The 16,845-nt window shown below is 64.2% G+C and carries 17 protein-coding genes; 9 read left to right on the forward strand and 8 right to left on the reverse strand.

Translation table 11 applies throughout. The annotated features are described in order from the left end of the window. Positions 1-4: 4 nt before the first annotated feature. Both ACIPHM_RS00460 and ACIPHM_RS00465 read right to left on the reverse strand, forming a co-directional pair. Positions 5-2,125: a putative bifunctional diguanylate cyclase/phosphodiesterase gene (locus ACIPHM_RS00460; RefSeq protein WP_400323199.1), complete on the reverse strand. Its 2,121-nt coding sequence runs from the start codon at positions 2,123-2,125 to the stop codon at positions 5-7. Between the two features lie 29 nt (positions 2,126-2,154). Then, positions 2,155-2,280, reverse strand: a complete 126-nt coding sequence (locus tag ACIPHM_RS00465; RefSeq protein WP_400323202.1) for a hypothetical protein — start codon at positions 2,278-2,280, stop codon at positions 2,155-2,157. A gap of 219 nt (positions 2,281-2,499) precedes the next feature. Here ACIPHM_RS00465 and ACIPHM_RS00470 point away from each other — a divergent pair, with 219 nt between their 5' ends. The 3 genes from ACIPHM_RS00470 (at position 2,500) to ACIPHM_RS00480 (ending at position 7,452) form a co-directional block, all read left to right on the forward strand. Further along, positions 2,500-4,284 (forward strand): mechanosensitive ion channel family protein, encoded by a 1,785-nt coding sequence (locus tag ACIPHM_RS00470; protein WP_400323205.1) that lies wholly within the window; start codon positions 2,500-2,502, stop codon positions 4,282-4,284. Continuing rightward, complete coding sequence (locus tag ACIPHM_RS00475; RefSeq protein WP_400323208.1) at positions 4,274-5,800, forward strand: DUF2252 domain-containing protein; 1,527 nt, start codon at positions 4,274-4,276, stop codon at positions 5,798-5,800. The genes ACIPHM_RS00470 and ACIPHM_RS00475 overlap by 11 nt, the downstream gene beginning before the upstream one ends. An 89-nt stretch (positions 5,801-5,889) precedes the next feature. Beyond that, complete coding sequence (locus ACIPHM_RS00480) at positions 5,890-7,452, forward strand: diguanylate cyclase (RefSeq protein ID WP_400323211.1); 1,563 nt, start codon at positions 5,890-5,892, stop codon at positions 7,450-7,452. 134 nt (positions 7,453-7,586) lie between these two features. Here the strand turns inward: ACIPHM_RS00480 and ACIPHM_RS00485 are convergent, their stop codons facing one another. After that, entirely contained in the window at positions 7,587-7,793 is a 207-nt protein-coding gene (locus ACIPHM_RS00485; RefSeq protein WP_400323213.1) for a hypothetical protein, read from the reverse strand. On the opposite strand from ACIPHM_RS00485, the gene ACIPHM_RS00490 reads away from it, so the two are divergent. The 6 genes from ACIPHM_RS00490 (at position 7,792) to ACIPHM_RS00515 (ending at position 12,342) form a co-directional block, all read left to right on the forward strand. After that, a complete protein-coding gene (locus ACIPHM_RS00490; protein WP_400323216.1) occupies positions 7,792-8,784 on the forward strand; it encodes a BON domain-containing protein in 993 nt (330 codons plus the stop codon). The genes ACIPHM_RS00485 and ACIPHM_RS00490 overlap by 2 nt on opposite strands. A 179-nt stretch (positions 8,785-8,963) precedes the next feature. Beyond that, entirely contained in the window at positions 8,964-9,320 is a 357-nt protein-coding gene (locus ACIPHM_RS00495) for a BON domain-containing protein (RefSeq protein WP_400323219.1), read from the forward strand. Between the two features lie 154 nt (positions 9,321-9,474). Beyond that, positions 9,475-9,915, forward strand: a complete 441-nt coding sequence (locus tag ACIPHM_RS00500) for a PRC-barrel domain-containing protein (RefSeq protein WP_400323222.1) — start codon at positions 9,475-9,477, stop codon at positions 9,913-9,915. A 327-nt stretch (positions 9,916-10,242) separates the two neighbouring features. Then, positions 10,243-10,398, forward strand: a complete 156-nt coding sequence (locus ACIPHM_RS00505) for a DUF3309 family protein (RefSeq protein ID WP_400323225.1) — start codon at positions 10,243-10,245, stop codon at positions 10,396-10,398. 22 nt (positions 10,399-10,420) lie between these two features. Beyond that, positions 10,421-10,660, forward strand: a complete 240-nt coding sequence (locus ACIPHM_RS00510; protein WP_400323228.1) for a ChaB family protein — start codon at positions 10,421-10,423, stop codon at positions 10,658-10,660. 467 nt (positions 10,661-11,127) lie between these two features. Next, positions 11,128-12,342 (forward strand): MFS transporter, encoded by a 1,215-nt coding sequence (locus ACIPHM_RS00515; RefSeq protein ID WP_400323231.1) that lies wholly within the window; start codon positions 11,128-11,130, stop codon positions 12,340-12,342. Here the strand turns inward: ACIPHM_RS00515 and ACIPHM_RS00520 are convergent. The 5 genes from ACIPHM_RS00520 to arfB all read right to left on the reverse strand — a co-directional run bounded on the left by ACIPHM_RS00520 (position 12,240) and on the right by arfB (position 16,827). Continuing rightward, positions 12,240-13,670: an MATE family efflux transporter gene (locus tag ACIPHM_RS00520; protein ID WP_400323234.1), complete on the reverse strand. Its 1,431-nt coding sequence runs from the start codon at positions 13,668-13,670 to the stop codon at positions 12,240-12,242. The two genes, ACIPHM_RS00515 and ACIPHM_RS00520, sit on opposite strands and share 103 nt — an antisense overlap. Before the next feature lie 252 nt (positions 13,671-13,922). Next, complete coding sequence (locus ACIPHM_RS00525) at positions 13,923-14,540, reverse strand: DUF2239 family protein (RefSeq protein WP_400323237.1); 618 nt, start codon at positions 14,538-14,540, stop codon at positions 13,923-13,925. A gap of 114 nt (positions 14,541-14,654) precedes the next feature. Continuing rightward, positions 14,655-15,950, reverse strand: a complete 1,296-nt coding sequence (locus ACIPHM_RS00530) for a type II toxin-antitoxin system HipA family toxin (RefSeq protein ID WP_400323240.1) — start codon at positions 15,948-15,950, stop codon at positions 14,655-14,657. Between the two features lie 49 nt (positions 15,951-15,999). Next, positions 16,000-16,296, reverse strand: a complete 297-nt coding sequence (locus ACIPHM_RS00535) for a helix-turn-helix transcriptional regulator (RefSeq protein WP_400323243.1) — start codon at positions 16,294-16,296, stop codon at positions 16,000-16,002. 114 nt (positions 16,297-16,410) lie between these two features. Next, positions 16,411-16,827 (reverse strand): alternative ribosome rescue aminoacyl-tRNA hydrolase ArfB, encoded by a 417-nt coding sequence (arfB, locus tag ACIPHM_RS00540; protein WP_400323246.1) that lies wholly within the window; start codon positions 16,825-16,827, stop codon positions 16,411-16,413. Positions 16,828-16,845: the final 18 nt, after the last annotated feature.

Below are 16,845 nucleotides of genomic sequence, written 5' to 3' on the forward strand. Positions count from 1 at the left end.
ACACTCAGGCCATCACAGGCGCGTCCGGGACACCCGGGCGGGCGGCGAGCAGGCGGGCGAAGGCGTCGCCCGTGAGGGGCTTGCCCAGCAGGAAACCTTGCAGCTCGTCGCAATCGAGCGTCTTGAGCGCCTCGCGCTGAGACGCCGTCTCGACACCTTCGGCCACCACATCCATATCGAGCGAGTGCGCCAGCGCGATGATGGCGGAGACGACGGCGCTGCCTTCGCGTCCGCACGTATCCAGACCATTGGTGAAGAACCGGTCCATCTTCAGTTGCTTGACGCGAAAGCGCTGCAAGTACGCCAGACTCGAATACCCGGTGCCGAAATCGTCGATGGCCACTTCGAAGCCGTAGTCCTGAAATGCGCGGATCACGTCGATCGTGTGCTGGGCGTCGAACATCGCCACCGTCTCGGTGATCTCGAACATCAGCCGTGTGCAGGCAATGCCGGCATCGCGCACGATCTCCACGATATTCTCGACCAGCATCGACTGCGCCATCTGGCGCGGTGATAGGTTGATCGCGACCTTGACCGGCGGCAGGCCGGCGGCGTCCCATTCCCGGATGTGCTGGCAGGTCGCGCGGACCACCCAATAACCGATCTGCACGATCTGTCCGGTGCGCTCGGCCACGGGGATGAAGTCGGCCGGTTGCAACTCACCGAAGGTCGGATGTGTCAGGCGCAGCAACGCTTCGGCACCCGCCAGCGCTTCGGTGTCGCCCCGGTACTTTGGCTGGAAGTGCAACGAGAAGTACTGCTCGCTCTCGGCGTCGTGCAGTGCCTGCTGGATCTCCCAGGTGCGTTGCGCTGCGGCGTTCATGCGCGGCTCGAAGTAGCGGAAGATACCGCGTCCGGCGCGTTTGGCTTCGTACATGGCCGTATCCGCATGCTTGAGCAACAGGTCGATGCTGTCGCCATCATCCGGGAAGAGCGCCACGCCGATGCTGGGCATCACGTGCAGCGACTGGTTGCCGACCTTCAGGCCGTCACGCATGTCGTCGAGCAGACGTTGGGCCACACGGCCCGCCACTTCCGGCGAGGACAGCGAGCCGAGCAACACCACGAACTCGTCGCCACCCAGCCGGGCGACCACATCGTCGCCATTCACGTTTTTGCGCAGCCGTTTGGCGAAGGCGCGCAGGACATCGTCGCCCACGTTGTGGCCGAGCGAATCGTTGATGGTCTTGAACCCGTCCAGATCCATGAACAGCACCGCGAAACGGCGCTGGTCGCGGCGCGAGTTGATGAGCATGCGTGCGGCGGCGTCATGCAGCGCCCGCCGGTTGGGCAGATCGGTCAGCGCATCGTATGTCGCCATGCGGGCGATCTGGGTGTTCAGTTGCAGGACGGAATTGGCGAGGAAACTGGTGCGCGCATCCAGACGGGAGACGAGCAGGGTGGTGACAAGAATCAGGAAGGTGAACAGGCTGACGGTCGTTACCAGCCACGGCGAGCTAACGCCGCTGGCCGCACCGCACACGGCCCCCGCGGCGAAGGTCGCGGCGGACATCCCCGTGTAATGCATTGCCGTGATGGCGAGCCCCATGACGAGCGCGGCGCCCACGCGCTTGGCCATCACGTAGCGCAGACTGCCGTCGCGCAACGTCCGGGCGATCCACAGCGCCGCCGTGGCTGCCGCGATCGCAATGGCAATCGACATGGCGAAGAGCACCGGATCGTACGCGATGGCCGGGTCCATTTTCATGGCAGCCATGCCGCAATAGTGCATGGCGGCAATGCCCAGGCCGAGTGTCACGCCTGCGCAGCCCAGCCGCCAGCGGGTAAAGCGCTCGCTGGCGATGAGCCAGAGCGCCGCCCAGGAGATGAGGATGGCAATGCCGAGCGAGGCCGCGGTGATGGCCGGGTCGTAGCCTAGCGCCAGGGTGGTTTTCGATGCCAGTGGGGTCCACGAGGGCGACAGCGACAGGGCGAGCATGCCGATGAAGTGCATCGACCAGATACCGATACCCATGGCGGTCGCGCCCACGGCGAGCCACGTGTGGCGCATGCCACGGTGAGTCATGAGATAGATGCGACCCGATAGATCGAGTGCGGTGAACGACGCGAGTACTGCAACTGCGAGCGATAGCGCAACGAGCCAACCACTGTACGAACTGGACATATGAAAACCGACCGAAAAGTCCCGCTTAACTAGTTATCGGCATGGGGGGCCGATAGTTGAGGGTTGCGCTGGAATACTTCCGAGAGCCAGGGAATCGGCGGATGTCCGCGCATGCCCGCGCCCGTTGCGCCGATGCTCGACAGTGCCGATGCCATAGTGAATAATCCGTCCATACCCGCCCCCGGGCCGACGTCTTCGGCAATAACCGCAAGTGGCGTCGTGCATGCAATGTGCCGGTGGCAACCCGTCGGGGCTACGAAATCTGCGCACGAGCAGGGGCGAAATACAGCAGCCCTCGATTTTGCCTGATTTCCGTAGGATTTCCTCCTAATGAGTGCAATCTTGGTGGCCAACTTGCCCGCAGGAGCCGTGATATGCGCATTCGCATGGGGCTGTTGCAAGTGCTGGTGGTGTGTGGGATGGCCGCGGCGCCGGTGTTTCCGGCGATTTCGGCAAACCCTGCGGTGCCGTCTGCGTCAGGGGCGGCGAGTTCGATAGCGAGTTCGACAGATAACGACGGCGAGTCCGGTCAGGCTGTCCGGTCCGCGCCGGGCGCTCAAGTGTCGGCCGACAATCCGCAGGACGGCGTTGAGCTGCGCTTCATGGATCGTCCCGTCGTGACGTTTCGCGGTACCCTCGGCGGCGCCACGCCCGAGGTGCGGGCGGCGAGAGCCCGGGCGGTGCTCGACAGTCTGTCCGGCTCGGCCTTCGAATCGCCCGTCGACGTATTGCGCGCTTCGCTCGGGGGCATCTCCGGCGTGGCGTTCCGCGTTCAGGACCGCATTCTGTTCGCCATGACGGCCGACGATCTGGCGCAGGGCGATCCGCGAACGCTCGATGCTGCCGTCGCCGACGTTCAGCAAAACCTTCAGATCGCCTTCGCCGCGCGCCGTGACCAGCTTCACTTGCCGACGATCCTGCGGGGCGTCGCCCTCAGTGCGTTCGGTGCCGTGATACTTGCAGTGCTCGTGATCGGCGTTGGCCGCACGCGCACGCGTCTGGAGACGCGATTGCAGACCGCGTTCGAGAAGCGTGTCCTGCAACGCACGGCCCGCACCTTCGACTGGACCGGGTCGGCCGTCCATCTCGTGCATCAGGTCGTTCAGATCGGCGCCGTGTGTCTGGCGCTGGCCTTCGCCTATCTCTATCTGATCTTCGTGCTGATGCAGTTCCCGGCCAGTCAGCCGATGGCCGGGCGCTTGTCGAACTTCCTCTGGTCGCTGGTCGACCGTTTCGGAATCGGCGTGGCCGGTGCGATCCCCGGGGTGCTGACGGTGGTCGTCATTTTCCTGCTGACGCGCGCGCTCCAGAGTCTTGTCAATAACGTGTTCGACGCCGTGCAGAGCGGGCGCCTCGCGATTCCCGGCATGCACCCGGAGACCGCAGGGGCCACACGGCGTGTGGTGTCCGTGGTGGTCTGGGGGCTGGCGTTGACCTTTGCTTATCCCTATATGCCGGGGGCGCAGAGCGATGTCTTCAAAGGCTTGTCGGTCCTGCTGGGCCTGATGGTCACGCTGGGCTCGAGCGGCATCGTCAATCAGTTGATGAGTGGGATGGTCGTGATCTACAGCCGCTCGATGAAGAAGGGCGATCTGGTGTCGATCGGCGACGCGACAGGCGTGGTGGTCGGTGTCGATGCGCTTTCCGTGAAGCTCGTGAATCTGGCGCAGGAAGCGTTGACGATCCCGAACGCGGTCGTGGTGGCCTCGACCGTGCGCAATTTCACGGCGCAGGGTCGCGGGCGCGCCGTGGCCATCAGCACGACACTGACCATCGGCTACGACACGCCGTGGCGGCAGGTGCACGCCATGTTGATCGAGGCGGCATCCCAGACCCCGCAGGTGGCCGCCCAGCCGGCCCCGTACGTCCTGCAACGCGCGCTGTCGGACTTCTACGTCGAATATGAGGTCTTCGCGACATTGCGCGATTGTTCCACGCGCTTCGCCGCGATCTCGGCGCTGCACGAAAACGTTCAGGACGTCTTCAATCGCTACGGTGTACAGATCATGTCGCCGCACTTCGAAGAACAGCCCCATTCGCCGCTCACGATCCGGCCGGAACACTGGTATCCGGCGCCGGCGCGCCCCCCGGCTGACGGCCATGCATCGCCCCCCGCGGCCTCCGCATCACAAGAACAAGGAGCAGGTCATGCCCGCTAAGTCGTTGACGCCAAAGGCAAGTCTCGCGCAAGCCGCGGTTTCCGCAACGCCTTCCTCAAAGCCTGCCGCCGCCCCGTCGGAGACATCGCCCCCGCCGCCCGCCCCCGGGCCGGTCGTGCCATTCGAGACGCGCCTCGCGGTGGGACGCCAATTACGTGATAAGACGCCGCGCGGCAGCCATTCGCATCTCGGCAACACCGACCGGGATATCGTGGCGCTGCTGCGCACAAGTAGCGAAGGGCGCGTGACGGCGCTCGTTCCGCTGCGCTATGGACGCATGCTCGCGTCGCCCTTCGCGTTTTACCGCGGAAGCGCAATCGTCCAGGCGCACGATCTGGCGGGCACGCCGAACAGCGGGCTCACCATGCAGATCTGCGGCGACTGCCATCTGGCCAACTTCGGCGGTTTCGCCACGCCCGAGCGCGCGTTGATCTTCGATCTGAATGATTTCGACGAGACGGCGCCCGGACCGTGGGAGTGGGATCTGAAGCGTTTGTGCGCGAGTCTGGTGCTCTCGGCCCGGCAATTCGGTTTCGGCGACACCCTTGGGGTGGAGATGGTGCGCACGGCCGTGGATACCTATGCGCGTCGGCTCAACGAGTACGCGCATATGCCGACCATCGATCTCTGGCACGAGCAGATCACCTTCGAGCGCATGCTGGAGATGGCCGGGACCGATCGTGTGCGCGAGGGCGTCAAGCGGGGCATCGCCCGCGCGATCGGACGCACTCACGAAAACGTGTTGCCGAAGTTCGCCCAGCACGTCGGCGATCACTGGCAGATTCGCGACACGCCGCCCACCGTCTTCCATGTGCATGGGGCCACGACATTGTTCGGTCCGGAAGACGACTGGCTCGGCCTGGGCGACTGGCGCACGCTGTTCGAGCCTGTCTACAAAAGCTACGTCAATTCCTTGCCGCCCGATCGTGCCCGCATGCTGGAGAGTTATACGCAGCAGGATCTGGCGTTCAAGGTGGTGGGGGTGGGCAGCGTGGGCACGCGGTGTTTGGTGCTGCTCATGATGGATGCCCACGAGCAACCGCTCTTCCTGCAATTCAAGGAGGCGTCGAAATCGGTCGTCTCGCGCTTTTTCAAGAATGTGACGCCCAGGCAGGAGGGGCGCCGCGTCGTCGAAGGGCAGCGGCTGATGCAGGCCGCCTCCGACGCCTTTCTCGGCTGGGCTTCCGGCCCGTTCGGTCGCTATATCTATGGACGTCAGTTGCGCGACATGAAGGTCTCGGCGCAGTTCGAGCTGTTCCGTGCCGACGGCTTCCGGGAGTATGCGGCCCTGTGCGGCTGGGTGCTCGCCAGGGCGCACGCCAAAGCGGGCGGACGTGCGGCCGAAATGGTCGGATATATCGGCAAGGGCATGCGTCTGGGCGAGGCGCTGATTCATTACTCGACGGACTACGCCGACCAGGTCGAACGTGACTACGAAGTCTTTCGCAAGGCCTGTCGCGACGGGCGGCTCGAGGCCCGCACCGATGCCGACATGGCGGCCGACTTCGCGGCGTGATGCATGTCGAGCGTGCATGGCGTGAGGGGAAGGGCGTTCGTCGTGCAGGGCCGGTGAGCGAGGAGAGCATTCAAGGAGAACGTTGAGGAATGCCGATGCAACGGTGGCGGGCACGCCTCGCAGTGACGGTGAGCGCAGCCGCGCGCTGGGCGGTGCGCACGCCGACGCTGATTGTCTGGAGCGGCGTCGGGATCTCGCTGTTGGTCATGGCGGTGGCCGTGGCGTTGCTCTACGAGGGTCGGCTGCTGGTGCTCGCCCGCGCGGCGGACAACCAGCGCAACATCGCCGAGGTGCTGGAGCGCGATCTGGATCTCAACTTCCAGTTGTACGAGGCATCGCTCGACGCAGTCGTGACGCTGCTCGTACGTCCCGACGTGGAGGCCATGGCACCCGCGTTGCGCCGCGAACTGATCTTCGAGCGATCGGGGGCGTCGCACTACATCGGCTCGCTGGTGGTGCTCGACGCCGACGGCAACGTCGTCATCGATGCACAGAGCGACGTGCCGCGTCCGTTCAATTTCTCGGATCGGGACTACTTCACGGTCCATCGCAACAATCCGCACGCTGGGCTCTTCGTAAGCGGCTTCATCCATTCGCGTCTTCGTGGTGGCGCACCGACGATAGTGCTGAGCCGGCGTATCACGCGTGGCGACGGCTCGTTTGGCGGTGTGGTGTCGCTGGCGGTCGATACGGCGTACTTCCGGCAACTGTTCAATCACATCGAGGTAGGGCGCGACGGCGTGATCCTTCTGCTCGGCAAGGACGGTGCGATTCTCATGCGCAAGCCTTACGACGCCTCCGTAATCGGCCTCACGCTCGCGCAGACTGGCCGCTATGAAGCGCTGCCGGAAGGACGTGACGACCGGCGCATCTATCCCATGCGCTTTCTCGGGCGCGACAGCCTGATGTCGCGACGATTTCTGAGCAGCGTGCCGTTGACGCTCATCGTTGTGATGTCCAGCGAAGAGATTCTCGCGCCGTGGCACAAGCGTGTGGTCGAATTCGGTGGGCTATTCCTGTTGTTGAACGCCGGATTTGTCCTCACCTCGATCCTGCTGGCTGCCCAGTTGCGGCGGCGCTTGCGGGCCGAGCGGGAGCTACGGCTGCTCGCTCGTACCGACGGTCTGACGGGGCTCTCGAATCGCCGTTCGCTCGACAAGACGCTCGCCAGCGAGTGGCGGCGCACGCGTCGCGTGGGACATTCGATGGCGGTGGTCTTCATCGATATCGACTGGTTCAAGCGCTACAACGACACCCATGGACATCAAGCGGGCGACGCCGCACTCGCTGCGGTGGCCGGCGCCATCGGGGCGGCGCTGCAACGACCGTCCGACGCTGCGGGACGCTACGGTGGCGAAGAGTTCATCGCCGTGCTCCCGGATACGGATGCGCTGGGAGCACAAAGGGTTGCCGAGGGCATCCGGTTGGCCGTCGACCGGTTGAACCTCGTGCACGCGGCGAGCGATTTCGCCCACGTGACAGTGAGCATCGGCGTGGCATGCCGCAAGCCGCGCGGGCGCGAGACGGTCGACGCCCTGGTCAAGGCAGCGGACGATGCGCTCTACCGCGCCAAGGCCACTGGCCGTAATCGCGTCGTCATGGCGGCGGCCGACGATGCCGTGGCGCCAGCGCCCGCCGCTGAGCGCGCTTGATGGGCGTTCTGGGCGTTCTGAGCGTCTCGATCAAACTCAAGACGTAGGATCTTTCCGATAGTGTGCGAGTGACGGGTGCCACCGCCCGTGTCTTCGCTCGGGCTTCGCGTCGTTTTTCCTCCTCCTTCATTACTTCAGGAAATTGCATTAAGCAATTGATTTATAGTCATATTTTCTTCGAGAAATTCCGTCTTTCGATGGCTGCGTGCGTTTTGCCAGCGTCCGCCTACACGTCTTTCAGATTCCGCCGATTCGCTGAATGAAACCTGCTCTCTACAATCGATTTCAACAAGTCCGGTGACGGTTTCGACAGCACGGACGGCAGTCAATGAGTTTGTCATGGCGAAGCGCACCCCCCCGTCGCCAACATCGCCCTCGAAACGCGGGGCGGCTGACGAAGGAACGCAGTATGAACGGCAGGCGTTGACGCACGAAGACGGTGACGCCGAGACGAACGGGGCGTACCCCGGTGCGCCGGATGCCCCGGACGGGGCCGAGCCGCATGAGGCCAGACAGTCGGTCGCTCGTGACGCACAGACGGCACACGCGAAAAAACAGTCCGATCCGGCTTGGCTTGGCGCATCGACGCCCAAGCGCGGAAAGGCTGAAGCGGACGACAAGGGGGCATCGGGTGGTCATAGCTACGCCCCCGAGATTGCCCACGGTGAAGACAGCGGTTATGGGCCAGCGGACGCTGCGCCGGGCGCACACCCGAGGTTCGGTCGGGAGAGTGCTTACGGGCCGCATGACGACTATGCAGGGACCGGTCGGGACGCCGGTGGCGCGCAGCCGACAGTGACGAGTCCGTCGCAGACGAGTGACGTCGATTGGCCGGAGGGCACGGTCGGCGCGCAACCCGAGGTTCGTGACCGAACGAATGAAACGGATGAGCGAGGCGTAGCCGGACAGGCAACAGGGAGTCGGGGCCGTAGTGGTGGCAGTGCAGAGCGAGGGCGCGCGAGCCCTGGCGTGGACAGCAAGCCGCGTGAGACGGCAACTGGTTCAGTTCACACCCGCTCGCGTCGCCCGGCGCCTGCCGATATCGCCATTCACGACGAGATTCGCAAGGTGTTGTCGGCGGCCCGCGATCTCGATGTGTCTCACGTCGAAGTAACGGTGACGTCCGGGCTGGTGCTGCTGACCGGCTATGTGCCGCAGCGATGGATGCAGCACGTGGTGCAAACGGAAGTCGGGCATATCGCCGGGGTGACCGGCGTCGACAACCAGCTCCATGAGCGTCGCAGCAAGGCGATGAGCCGGCCGGGCGAAAGCCAGGAGGGCACAAGATTTGATGCAGGCGACGTGTCACGCTCGCCGCATGGAACCGCGTAGTACGGGGTCCGGGATTCAGCGAGGACGCCGGTGACAACGCAAGACCGGGCATCTCCGGGCGAGGGGATGTATCACCTAAGACTCGGTCGTCGTATGGGTGCCGCACGGTGAACGTGCAGGAGGTGACGCCCCGTGGCAGCAATGCCGGTGATGCGACGACTTATTTCGGGAGGTCAACAATGAAGCACGCTAATTTGCTCAAACTCATCATGGCCGGCGCACTGGCTACCACGGGTATCGCGGCGCACGCCCTCGATCAGGGCGGCATCATCAAGATTGCCGATAACGCCAGCGGCGCCATGAGCGACACCGGTCGCAAGATCGATGACTCTGCGCTGACCGCAAAGGTCAAGGCCGAGTTGCTCGCCAAGAAGGACGTGCCATCCACCAAGGTGCACGTGACGACGCGTCACGGTGTGGTCCATCTGACGGGCTCGGTGCCGCAGCCGGCACAGAAGACCCTCGTCGTGGACACGGTCAAGGGTGTTGATGGCGTCGTCGACGTCAAGGACGACATCAAGGTAATGGCTCAGTAATCGCTTAAGTGTCGCTAGGTGCTGCCCAGGTACCACACCGGCACCGCCTAAGCACTGCTCGAGTCATCACAACAGGCCGCGAACGAATCCGTACTCGCGCCATGTCGAAGGCGCGCCACCCGCGCCTCGACTTCACTGGACGAAGGAGATAGTCATGACCATGCAATCCGGCCGGGGCCAGACGCCCCAAACAGGTCAATCAGGTGCCCGCATCGTCGGTGCAGCTCACAAACTGCCTGATGGTCCGGGACCGTCGGTGATGGCAGCCGATACGCTCGATGCCGAAGACGTCGTGAACACCGCAGGCGAGAGCCTCGGCAAAGTCAAGCACATCATGCTCGACGTGCAGCGCGGCACGGTGGCCTACGCCGTGTTGTCTTTCGGCGGTTTTCTCGGCATGGGCGACAAACTGTTCGCCATTCCGTGGCATGCCTTGCAGCTCGACGTCGAGAACAAGCGCTTCATTCTCAACATCGACAAGGAAGCCCTCAAGAAGGCGCCGGGCTTCGACAAGGATCATTGGCCGAGTATGGCCGATATGCATTGGGCCGAGAAGGTGCATACGTATTACACCGTCGACCCGTATTGGCATTGAGCCGCACGAGAACTTGCTCATGCCGAGCTCAATCGAAATCTGCCGGCTGACGCAGGCTCCCCGCCTGTATGCCCATCTGCCTGAGCCTTTCGACCCGGGCAAGCCGCCGGGGACACCGCCGCCGCAGTCGCCGCCTAATGAGGACGACCCGACGCCGATGCCCCCGCCCGACCGACCGCTGGACCCGCCGGTGGAGGAGCCTCCGAACCGGCCCCCCGGCAAATATGTCGCCTTGGTGCGACGTGGTCCGCGGATGATCGGTAGCAGCGGTAGGTAGCGGCGGTGGGGACGAATTAGTCATGGTCGGATCGGCAAGGGAGGAGAGTTATGCTTGGCACCATCTTGTTGATTGTTTTGATTCTGTTGTTGGTCGGTGCGCTACCTGCGTGGCCGCATAGCCGGGGATGGGGCTATTACCCATCCGGCGGTATCGGGCTGGTCGTACTGATTGTGGTGTTGCTCGTCGTGATGGGGCATATCTGACCCCGCACAAGGAGAATCCGTCATGCCGTATCGACAGACCCACGAATTGCCGGCGAGTGTGAAAGACCATCTGCCGGCGCACGCTCAGAAGATTTATCTCGAGGCATTCAATTCCGCCTGGGATGAATACAAGGCGCCGGGCGAGCGGCGCGGGCACGAATCGCGTGAGGAGACGGCACACAAAGTCGCCTGGAGTGCCGTGAAGAAAACGTACGAAAAGGATGAGCAGTCCGGTCAGTGGCATTCGAAAAAGCATCACTGATGCAGTGAACCCATTGATCGACAGTTCCGGTGAGTGGCGCTCACGCTTGTGCAACCACAGGCAAGAACACGCGAAGCGCCGCTTACCGCTGACCCCCAATACGATTGCATCCGGTTCCCGCGACCGGAGTGCAACCGTAGGTTGCCGGCCCACCCACTGGGCCGGTTTTTTTTGCGGTGTGCCACTGTGTGCGGATCCATTGCACGGGAGCCGTCGAGGTTCGGCGTGACGCTATATTGCAGTGCGGGGTTAGATTCCCAAAACGGTGCGATTCGCCCGTCAATGTGACGTTTTGATGATGCTGCGTTGCGGGGGTGGGCCTGCATGGTTTGTCGTGTTCACGTAAAATCGCGTTCTTTGAACGAGTTGTCTGCGCCTGCTAACGTGGCGTAGCACCCGATGCCGTTTCCCTTGTCGCTACCGACAACCATCGCCAGTGTCGCACTGGCTGTCATGATCGAATCCCAATGAGTGCCCCCCAAATCCTCCCCGCCGAGGCGACTGAAGCATTGCCGCCGTCGTCCATTCCCGTCTGGCTGTCGTTCGTGGCGTTGGCCATGGGCGGCTTCGGCATCGGTACCGGCGAGTTCGTCATCATGGGCCTGCTGCCGGACGTCGCCAAAGGCCTGGACATCTCGATTCCGCAAGCCGGCCATGCGATCAGCACCTACGCGCTGGGTGTCGTGATCGGGGCGCCGTTGCTTGCCGTGCTCGGTGTGCGTTTGCCGCGCCGTGCGTTTCTGATTGCGCTCATGGCGATGTTTGCCGTCGGCAACTTCGCCAGCGCGCTCGCGCCCGGCTACCTCTCCCTGATCGTGCTGCGATTCCTGAGCGGACTGCCGCACGGGACGTACTTCGGGGTGGCGGCGCTCGTGGGGGCGTCGCTTGTGCCGCCGCATCGTCGCGTGCATGCGGTCGGGCAAATCATGCTCGGGTTGACGCTCGCTACGCTGTTCGGCGTGCCCCTCGCCGCCGGGCTCGGTCAGTGGCTCGGTTGGCGTGCGGCGTTTGTGCTCGTCGGCATCATTGGTGCGTTGACCGCCGTGCTGGTCTGGCGCTGGGTGCCGGATGCCCCCGCACCGCATGGCGCCAGCCCGCTGCGCGAACTTAGCGCGCTGCGTAATTCGCAGGTGTGGCTCACGCTCGGTATCGGTGCGATCGGCTTCGGCGGCATGTTCGCCGTGTTCAGCTACATCAAGCCCACGCTCATGCAAGTCGCTGGCGTGCCGGAAGCGTGGGTGCCGTTCTATCTGGCGCTCTTCGGCGTCGGCATGGTCGGCGGCACGATCATCGGGCCGCGTCTCGTAGCCGCCGCGACGCTCATGCGTGCCATCGGCGGCACACTGATCTGGTCGGCGCTGCTGCTGGTGGCGTTCACGTTCACGTCGTCGAATCCGTGGCTGGCCGGGGTCAATGTGTTGGCCATCGGCACGATCATCATCATTGGCCCGGCATTGCAGATTCGTCTGATGGATGTGGCGGGCGAGGCGCAGACCCTTGCGGCGGCGCTCAACCATTCCGCGTTCAATATGGCCAACGCCGCCGGCGCATGGCTCGGCGGCGTGGCGATCAGTGCGGGTTATGGCTGGACGTCGACCGGCTGGGTGGGTGCCTTGCTCTCCTGCGCCGGCATGGTGGTTTTCGTCTGGGCACGTCGCGACGCGCGCCGGAAAGCCCGGTAACACAGCCCCTGCATCGCCAGCATGGCGACGAACGCGAGCGGATACGCCCACCAGATCCCGGTGATGCCGGCGATCCGCTCGAAGACCCAGGCGGCGGGCACCTCAATGCCCAGCAGTCCGATCATGCCGAGCAGCATCGGCACCCACACCTTGCCGCTGGCGCGCATGGCGCCGGTCATGATCGCTGTCGTGCCCATCACGAGCACACTCCAGGCGACGATATAGAGCAGTTGCGTCGCCAGCGACAGCACGTCGGGGTCGGTCAGGAACCCGCTCAGGATCGTGGGTGCCACCAGATAGATCACGACGATCAGACTCCCGGTCAGTCCCAGATGGCACAGCAGTCCGGCGCGCACGATGGCGCTGATACGTTCGCTGCGTCCAGCGCCGATGGCGTGGGCACACAGGATCGATGCGGTAATGCCCAATGTCATCACGGGAAGCTGCAACCAGCTCATCACTTGCGTGACGGCCCCATACGCCACGGTCGCGTTCGCCCCGTGGCGATTGACCATTGTGAGCAGCGCCATTTCGGCGATGGCCATTGTCAACATCTGAATCGCGCTCGGCACGCCGATTCGAAGGATGCCGCGCGCCAGCGCCGGATGCCACCGCAGCGCATGCCAAAGGTCCCGATCGGGGGCGAGCGGATGGCCCTTGCGTCGCCAGTACACGGCCGTCCAGATCAGGGCGACGGTGAACGCGAGCATCGTCGATGCGACCGCGCTTGCCACGCCCAGCGCCGGGAACGGCCCCCAGCCGAAGATGAATGCCGGCGTGAGGGCCAGCGAGAGCAATGTCGCGATGAGCAGGGTAAAGAGCGGTGAGACGGCATCGCCCGTGCCGCGACTCATCGATGTCGTGAGCCACAGCAGGAAGACGACGGGCATGCCGACGAGCATCCAGCGGGCGTACAGTGTGGCGGCGTCGAGAATGCGCTCCGGCGTGCCGAGCGCGCGCATGAGCGGCGTTGCGAACGCGCCACCGAGGACGCTGATGAGCACGCCCGCGCCGAACATCATCACAAGCGCCGTGCCCGCAATGTGCCGCACGCGGACCCGATCCTTCGCCCCCCAGGCCTGCCCGATCATCACCGTGGCACCGGCCGACAAGCCGATCACGATCGCCAGCAGAAAGAAGAAGACGGGAAAGAACGCCGAGACGGCCGCGATGGCGTCGGTGCCGATCAGATGGCCGAGGTAGATCCCGTCGACCGTGCCCGCGATGGACTGGAGCGCGTTGGTGAGCATCATGGGCACGGCGATCAGAAGCCATGTTTTCCACAGTGGCCTGGGTGGCGACGGTGGGGCGGAAGTTTGTTGCGTCATGGTCGATATTCCTTGGTTGAGACCTGAACGTTGGTGGGCGATGCGCCGTTGCAAAAGCAACAGGCAAAGCGGGGCCTATCCGGTGCGGCGGTTCGCCCGGGGAGTCGTGAAATCAGGAATTTGGCGAGACGGGGCGCGGCTGCGCCTCGCTCAGGGGGCTTGATGGGACTCGGGTGGCTGGGGGGCGGGCTTAAGCAGCCCTACTAGTTAAGGGCGACGCGATGCGACACCCCCCTGTCACTCGGTATGCCCTTACGTCGCGGCGTCGGCCAGATCGTCCGTGGACGTGAGCCGCATCAAATGCGTGCGCACGTTTTCCGGCCAGTCGGCGATGCGCGCTTCCAGCGCGTTGAAGTCTTGCGCGAAGAGCGAGCGCGACGCCTCTTCAAACTGCGGCAGGTCACCCGCCATCGTCGACATGAAGCTATAGGCACGCTCCTGTGCGCGGCGCAGCAGGTCGCGCTCGAGGTTCGCGCGACGGGCTTCGTCGACGAGCTTGCGCAGGACGACGGACGCACCGCCGCGCTGTGAGGCGAGCCAGTCCCAATGGCGCGGGAGCAGGGTGACTTCGCGCGCGACGACACCCAGCTTGGGGCGGCCACGGCCTTTGGGGGTGTCGTTGGACGCTTCGGCTTCGGGCGTTACCGCCGGTGCCGATACCGGGGCCGGATAGCGCGCACGGATGTCGGCGGCTGTCCCGCGTACGTCGACATCGCGGGTGTCGCCCGTCAGGTTGTCGAAGATGATGACCGACGCATTCGGGTCGGTGAGCATCGCTTGTTGAAAGGCGATGGCGGCGTCGGCAAGCGAGCCGGACGCAATGCGACGCTTGTCGCGAAAGACGGTATATCCGAGGGATTGAGCAGGCACGGCAGACTCCGGTAGCGATAGCGTAAGGTCGATGCCGGCAAATATTATCCGGGTATTATTAGAATTGCAATATCACCCGGATAATATTTTGTTGCCTGATGCCCACAGGGGGATTCAAGCGGTCAGGGCCACGCCGCCGTTCAGACGCTCGAGTACGGTGCCCCTTACGGCACCGGGGGCGTCGTCGAGGAGAGCGGGCCAGTGGGCTTGCGCGTCGCGTACCGTCTCGCGGGCAATGGTCATCAGACGGCTCACGCGCAGCAGGCCGGCCCCCTTGAGGAGGGCTTCAAGGGCGTTCCAGTCGAAGGCGCGCAATGTCTTGTCGATGGCGCGGTTCACGCCGTAGTGCGAGGGCGGCACGTCATGGAAAAAGGCGGCGACGCACACCGGGTCGTAGACCGGCGCCAACTGCGGTGTCTGCGCGTCGGGATAAATGAGGGCCCAGTTCTTGAGATGCGCGTCCGTGTTGCCGAGCAGGATGAAGGCGATCAGACGCCGCATGAACTCGCGCACGTCGCGCACCGGTGCTCCGGAGAGCTGATCGAGCACTCGCAACATCGTGGTGTAGTCGACGTCGAGGCCGCGCCCGTACTTGCTGCGCGGCGGGTACTGCAGCACCTGCGCGAACTCCTCCATATGCACGCGCCGCCCGTCCGGAAGACGGTCGAAGCGCGGGACCGCGAGAATGTGCTCGAACGGCACCTGCTCGGGCAGCTCGGCATCGCGCCGCGAGATGATCTCGGCCTTCGCGCAATCCAGCCCGAGCGCCTCGCACAGCCGGTAGCCCGTGAATTCGTTCTCGACGAGATCGGGGTGGCGCGTCGTCGGCAACTTGAGAATGACCGAGCCTGCACGTCCCTGACGCTTCACGACGTAGCGACGCCCGTCGCGCACGGCGGAGAATTTCGTTACCACGCCGGGCAGCGACGCGGCATCTTCCACGGGCGTGTCGACAAAGCCAGGTTCGACCATTTCGAGCCCCAGCGCCGTATGCCAGCGATGCACGACGTCCGGCACGCCTTCGCGCGCGGGCACGGGTTCGACTTCGAGCGCCCCCATCAGGTCGTGACCGGCGGCGGCGAGCAGCTCGAACTCGTCGTCGGGATTGCAATGGCGCTCGGCGGCGAGACGCTCGCGGTTATGGCCTTCGGGCAGCAGATTCTCGAAGTAGACGGGCCAGCGCCCGTCGGTGCGCACGAGGCGGACGTCCTGCGGCGACGAGAGAATTGCACGTGTCGCCGCCTCGTTGGCCCCGCGATAGGCGAGCGAGAGCACGGGCCGGCGGGCATCCGCAATGTAGTCCTCGTCGAACGACATGCGCAGGATGTCGCCGTACTGCGACAGATAGCCGATGGCGCGGCGCGTCCCGTCGGGTTGGTGGAGATAGGTACGCAGGTACTTGATGTTCATGGCGGGGATTCCATTCGGATGTCGGCGTGTCGGAACGTCGACGTGGCGGTCAGCCGCCCAGCGTCTGGACGATGGATGGCGGGGCGGACACGCCGCTCGGTTGCGCGAGATATTTGCCGCCGGAGCGCAGGAAGGCTTCGACTTCCTGTCGCAGCTCGGCCGGCACGAACATGGGTTCGAGGCCGAGGGCGCGCGCCATCTCGAGCAGGGTCGACATGCGCGGGTCGAACGCGCCGGACTCCATTTTTTGTACGGTCATGCGGGAAAGTCCGGCCCGCTCGGCCAGTTCGGCCTGCGTCAATCCGGCGTCCTTGCGTGCCGCGATTAGCGGTTCCATTAAGCTCATAGCAATGTGCTTTTATCGGAAAATGATGCTTTATATTAGCATTTTCTCACGCACATTTCGTGGATGAGCTAATTGAAATTAGCTTTCACTTGTCGATGCTAATAATTATTAGCATCAATCGTCGCGACCAGAATGAATCTTGCCGCGCGACGCCTTGACACGAGACCGGACCTGCTTGGCGTCCCGGCGGCGTACCTGGCTGCCGAGCGTCGGGCGTGTCGGCACGCGGCGTCGAGGCACGACGGCTGCGGCATCGACCAACGCTTGCAGCCGCGCTAACGCGTCTGCGCGATTGAGTTCCTGCGAGCGATGCTGTTGCGCCTTGATGATGATCACGCCGTCTTGAGTAATGCGGTGATCGAGCCGGGAGAGCAGGCGTGACTTGACCTCGTCGGGGAGCGACGAGCGCATGACGTCGAAGCGCAGATGGATGGCGCTGGAGACTTTGTTGACGTTCTGGCCGCCCGCGCCTTGCGCGCGCATGGCGGTGAGTTCGACGTCTTCGGGAGCGATGAGAATGCGACGGTTCATGGGCGCAAGGATAACGTT

Source organism: Pandoraea sp. NPDC087047 (assembly GCF_044745225.1).
Taxonomy (GTDB): Bacteria; Pseudomonadota; Gammaproteobacteria; order Burkholderiales; family Burkholderiaceae; genus Pandoraea.

Bases quoted from the DNA above. Each gene is read 5' to 3' on its own strand.
- ACIPHM_RS00460 (WP_400323199.1), bottom strand. From the start codon at position 2,125: ATGTCCAGTTCGTACAGTGGTTGGCTCGTTGCGCTATCGCTCGCAGTT.
- ACIPHM_RS00465 (WP_400323202.1), bottom strand. From the start codon at position 2,280: ATGGCATCGGCACTGTCGAGCATCGGCGCAACGGGCGCGGGCATGCGC.
- ACIPHM_RS00470 (WP_400323205.1), top strand. From the start codon at position 2,500: ATGCGCATTCGCATGGGGCTGTTGCAAGTGCTGGTGGTGTGTGGGATG.
- ACIPHM_RS00475 (WP_400323208.1), top strand. From the start codon at position 4,274: ATGCCCGCTAAGTCGTTGACGCCAAAGGCAAGTCTCGCGCAAGCCGCG.
- ACIPHM_RS00480 (WP_400323211.1), top strand. From the start codon at position 5,890: ATGCCGATGCAACGGTGGCGGGCACGCCTCGCAGTGACGGTGAGCGCA.
- ACIPHM_RS00490 (WP_400323216.1), top strand. From the start codon at position 7,792: ATGGCGAAGCGCACCCCCCCGTCGCCAACATCGCCCTCGAAACGCGGG.
- ACIPHM_RS00485 (WP_400323213.1), bottom strand. From the start codon at position 7,793: ATGACAAACTCATTGACTGCCGTCCGTGCTGTCGAAACCGTCACCGGA.
- ACIPHM_RS00495 (WP_400323219.1), top strand. From the start codon at position 8,964: ATGAAGCACGCTAATTTGCTCAAACTCATCATGGCCGGCGCACTGGCT.
- ACIPHM_RS00500 (WP_400323222.1), top strand. From the start codon at position 9,475: ATGACCATGCAATCCGGCCGGGGCCAGACGCCCCAAACAGGTCAATCA.
- ACIPHM_RS00505 (WP_400323225.1), top strand. From the start codon at position 10,243: ATGCTTGGCACCATCTTGTTGATTGTTTTGATTCTGTTGTTGGTCGGT.
- ACIPHM_RS00510 (WP_400323228.1), top strand. From the start codon at position 10,421: ATGCCGTATCGACAGACCCACGAATTGCCGGCGAGTGTGAAAGACCAT.
- ACIPHM_RS00515 (WP_400323231.1), top strand. From the start codon at position 11,128: ATGAGTGCCCCCCAAATCCTCCCCGCCGAGGCGACTGAAGCATTGCCG.
- ACIPHM_RS00520 (WP_400323234.1), bottom strand. From the start codon at position 13,670: ATGACGCAACAAACTTCCGCCCCACCGTCGCCACCCAGGCCACTGTGG.
- ACIPHM_RS00530 (WP_400323240.1), bottom strand. From the start codon at position 15,950: ATGAACATCAAGTACCTGCGTACCTATCTCCACCAACCCGACGGGACG.
- ACIPHM_RS00535 (WP_400323243.1), bottom strand. From the start codon at position 16,296: ATGAGCTTAATGGAACCGCTAATCGCGGCACGCAAGGACGCCGGATTG.
- arfB (WP_400323246.1), bottom strand. From the start codon at position 16,827: ATGAACCGTCGCATTCTCATCGCTCCCGAAGACGTCGAACTCACCGCC.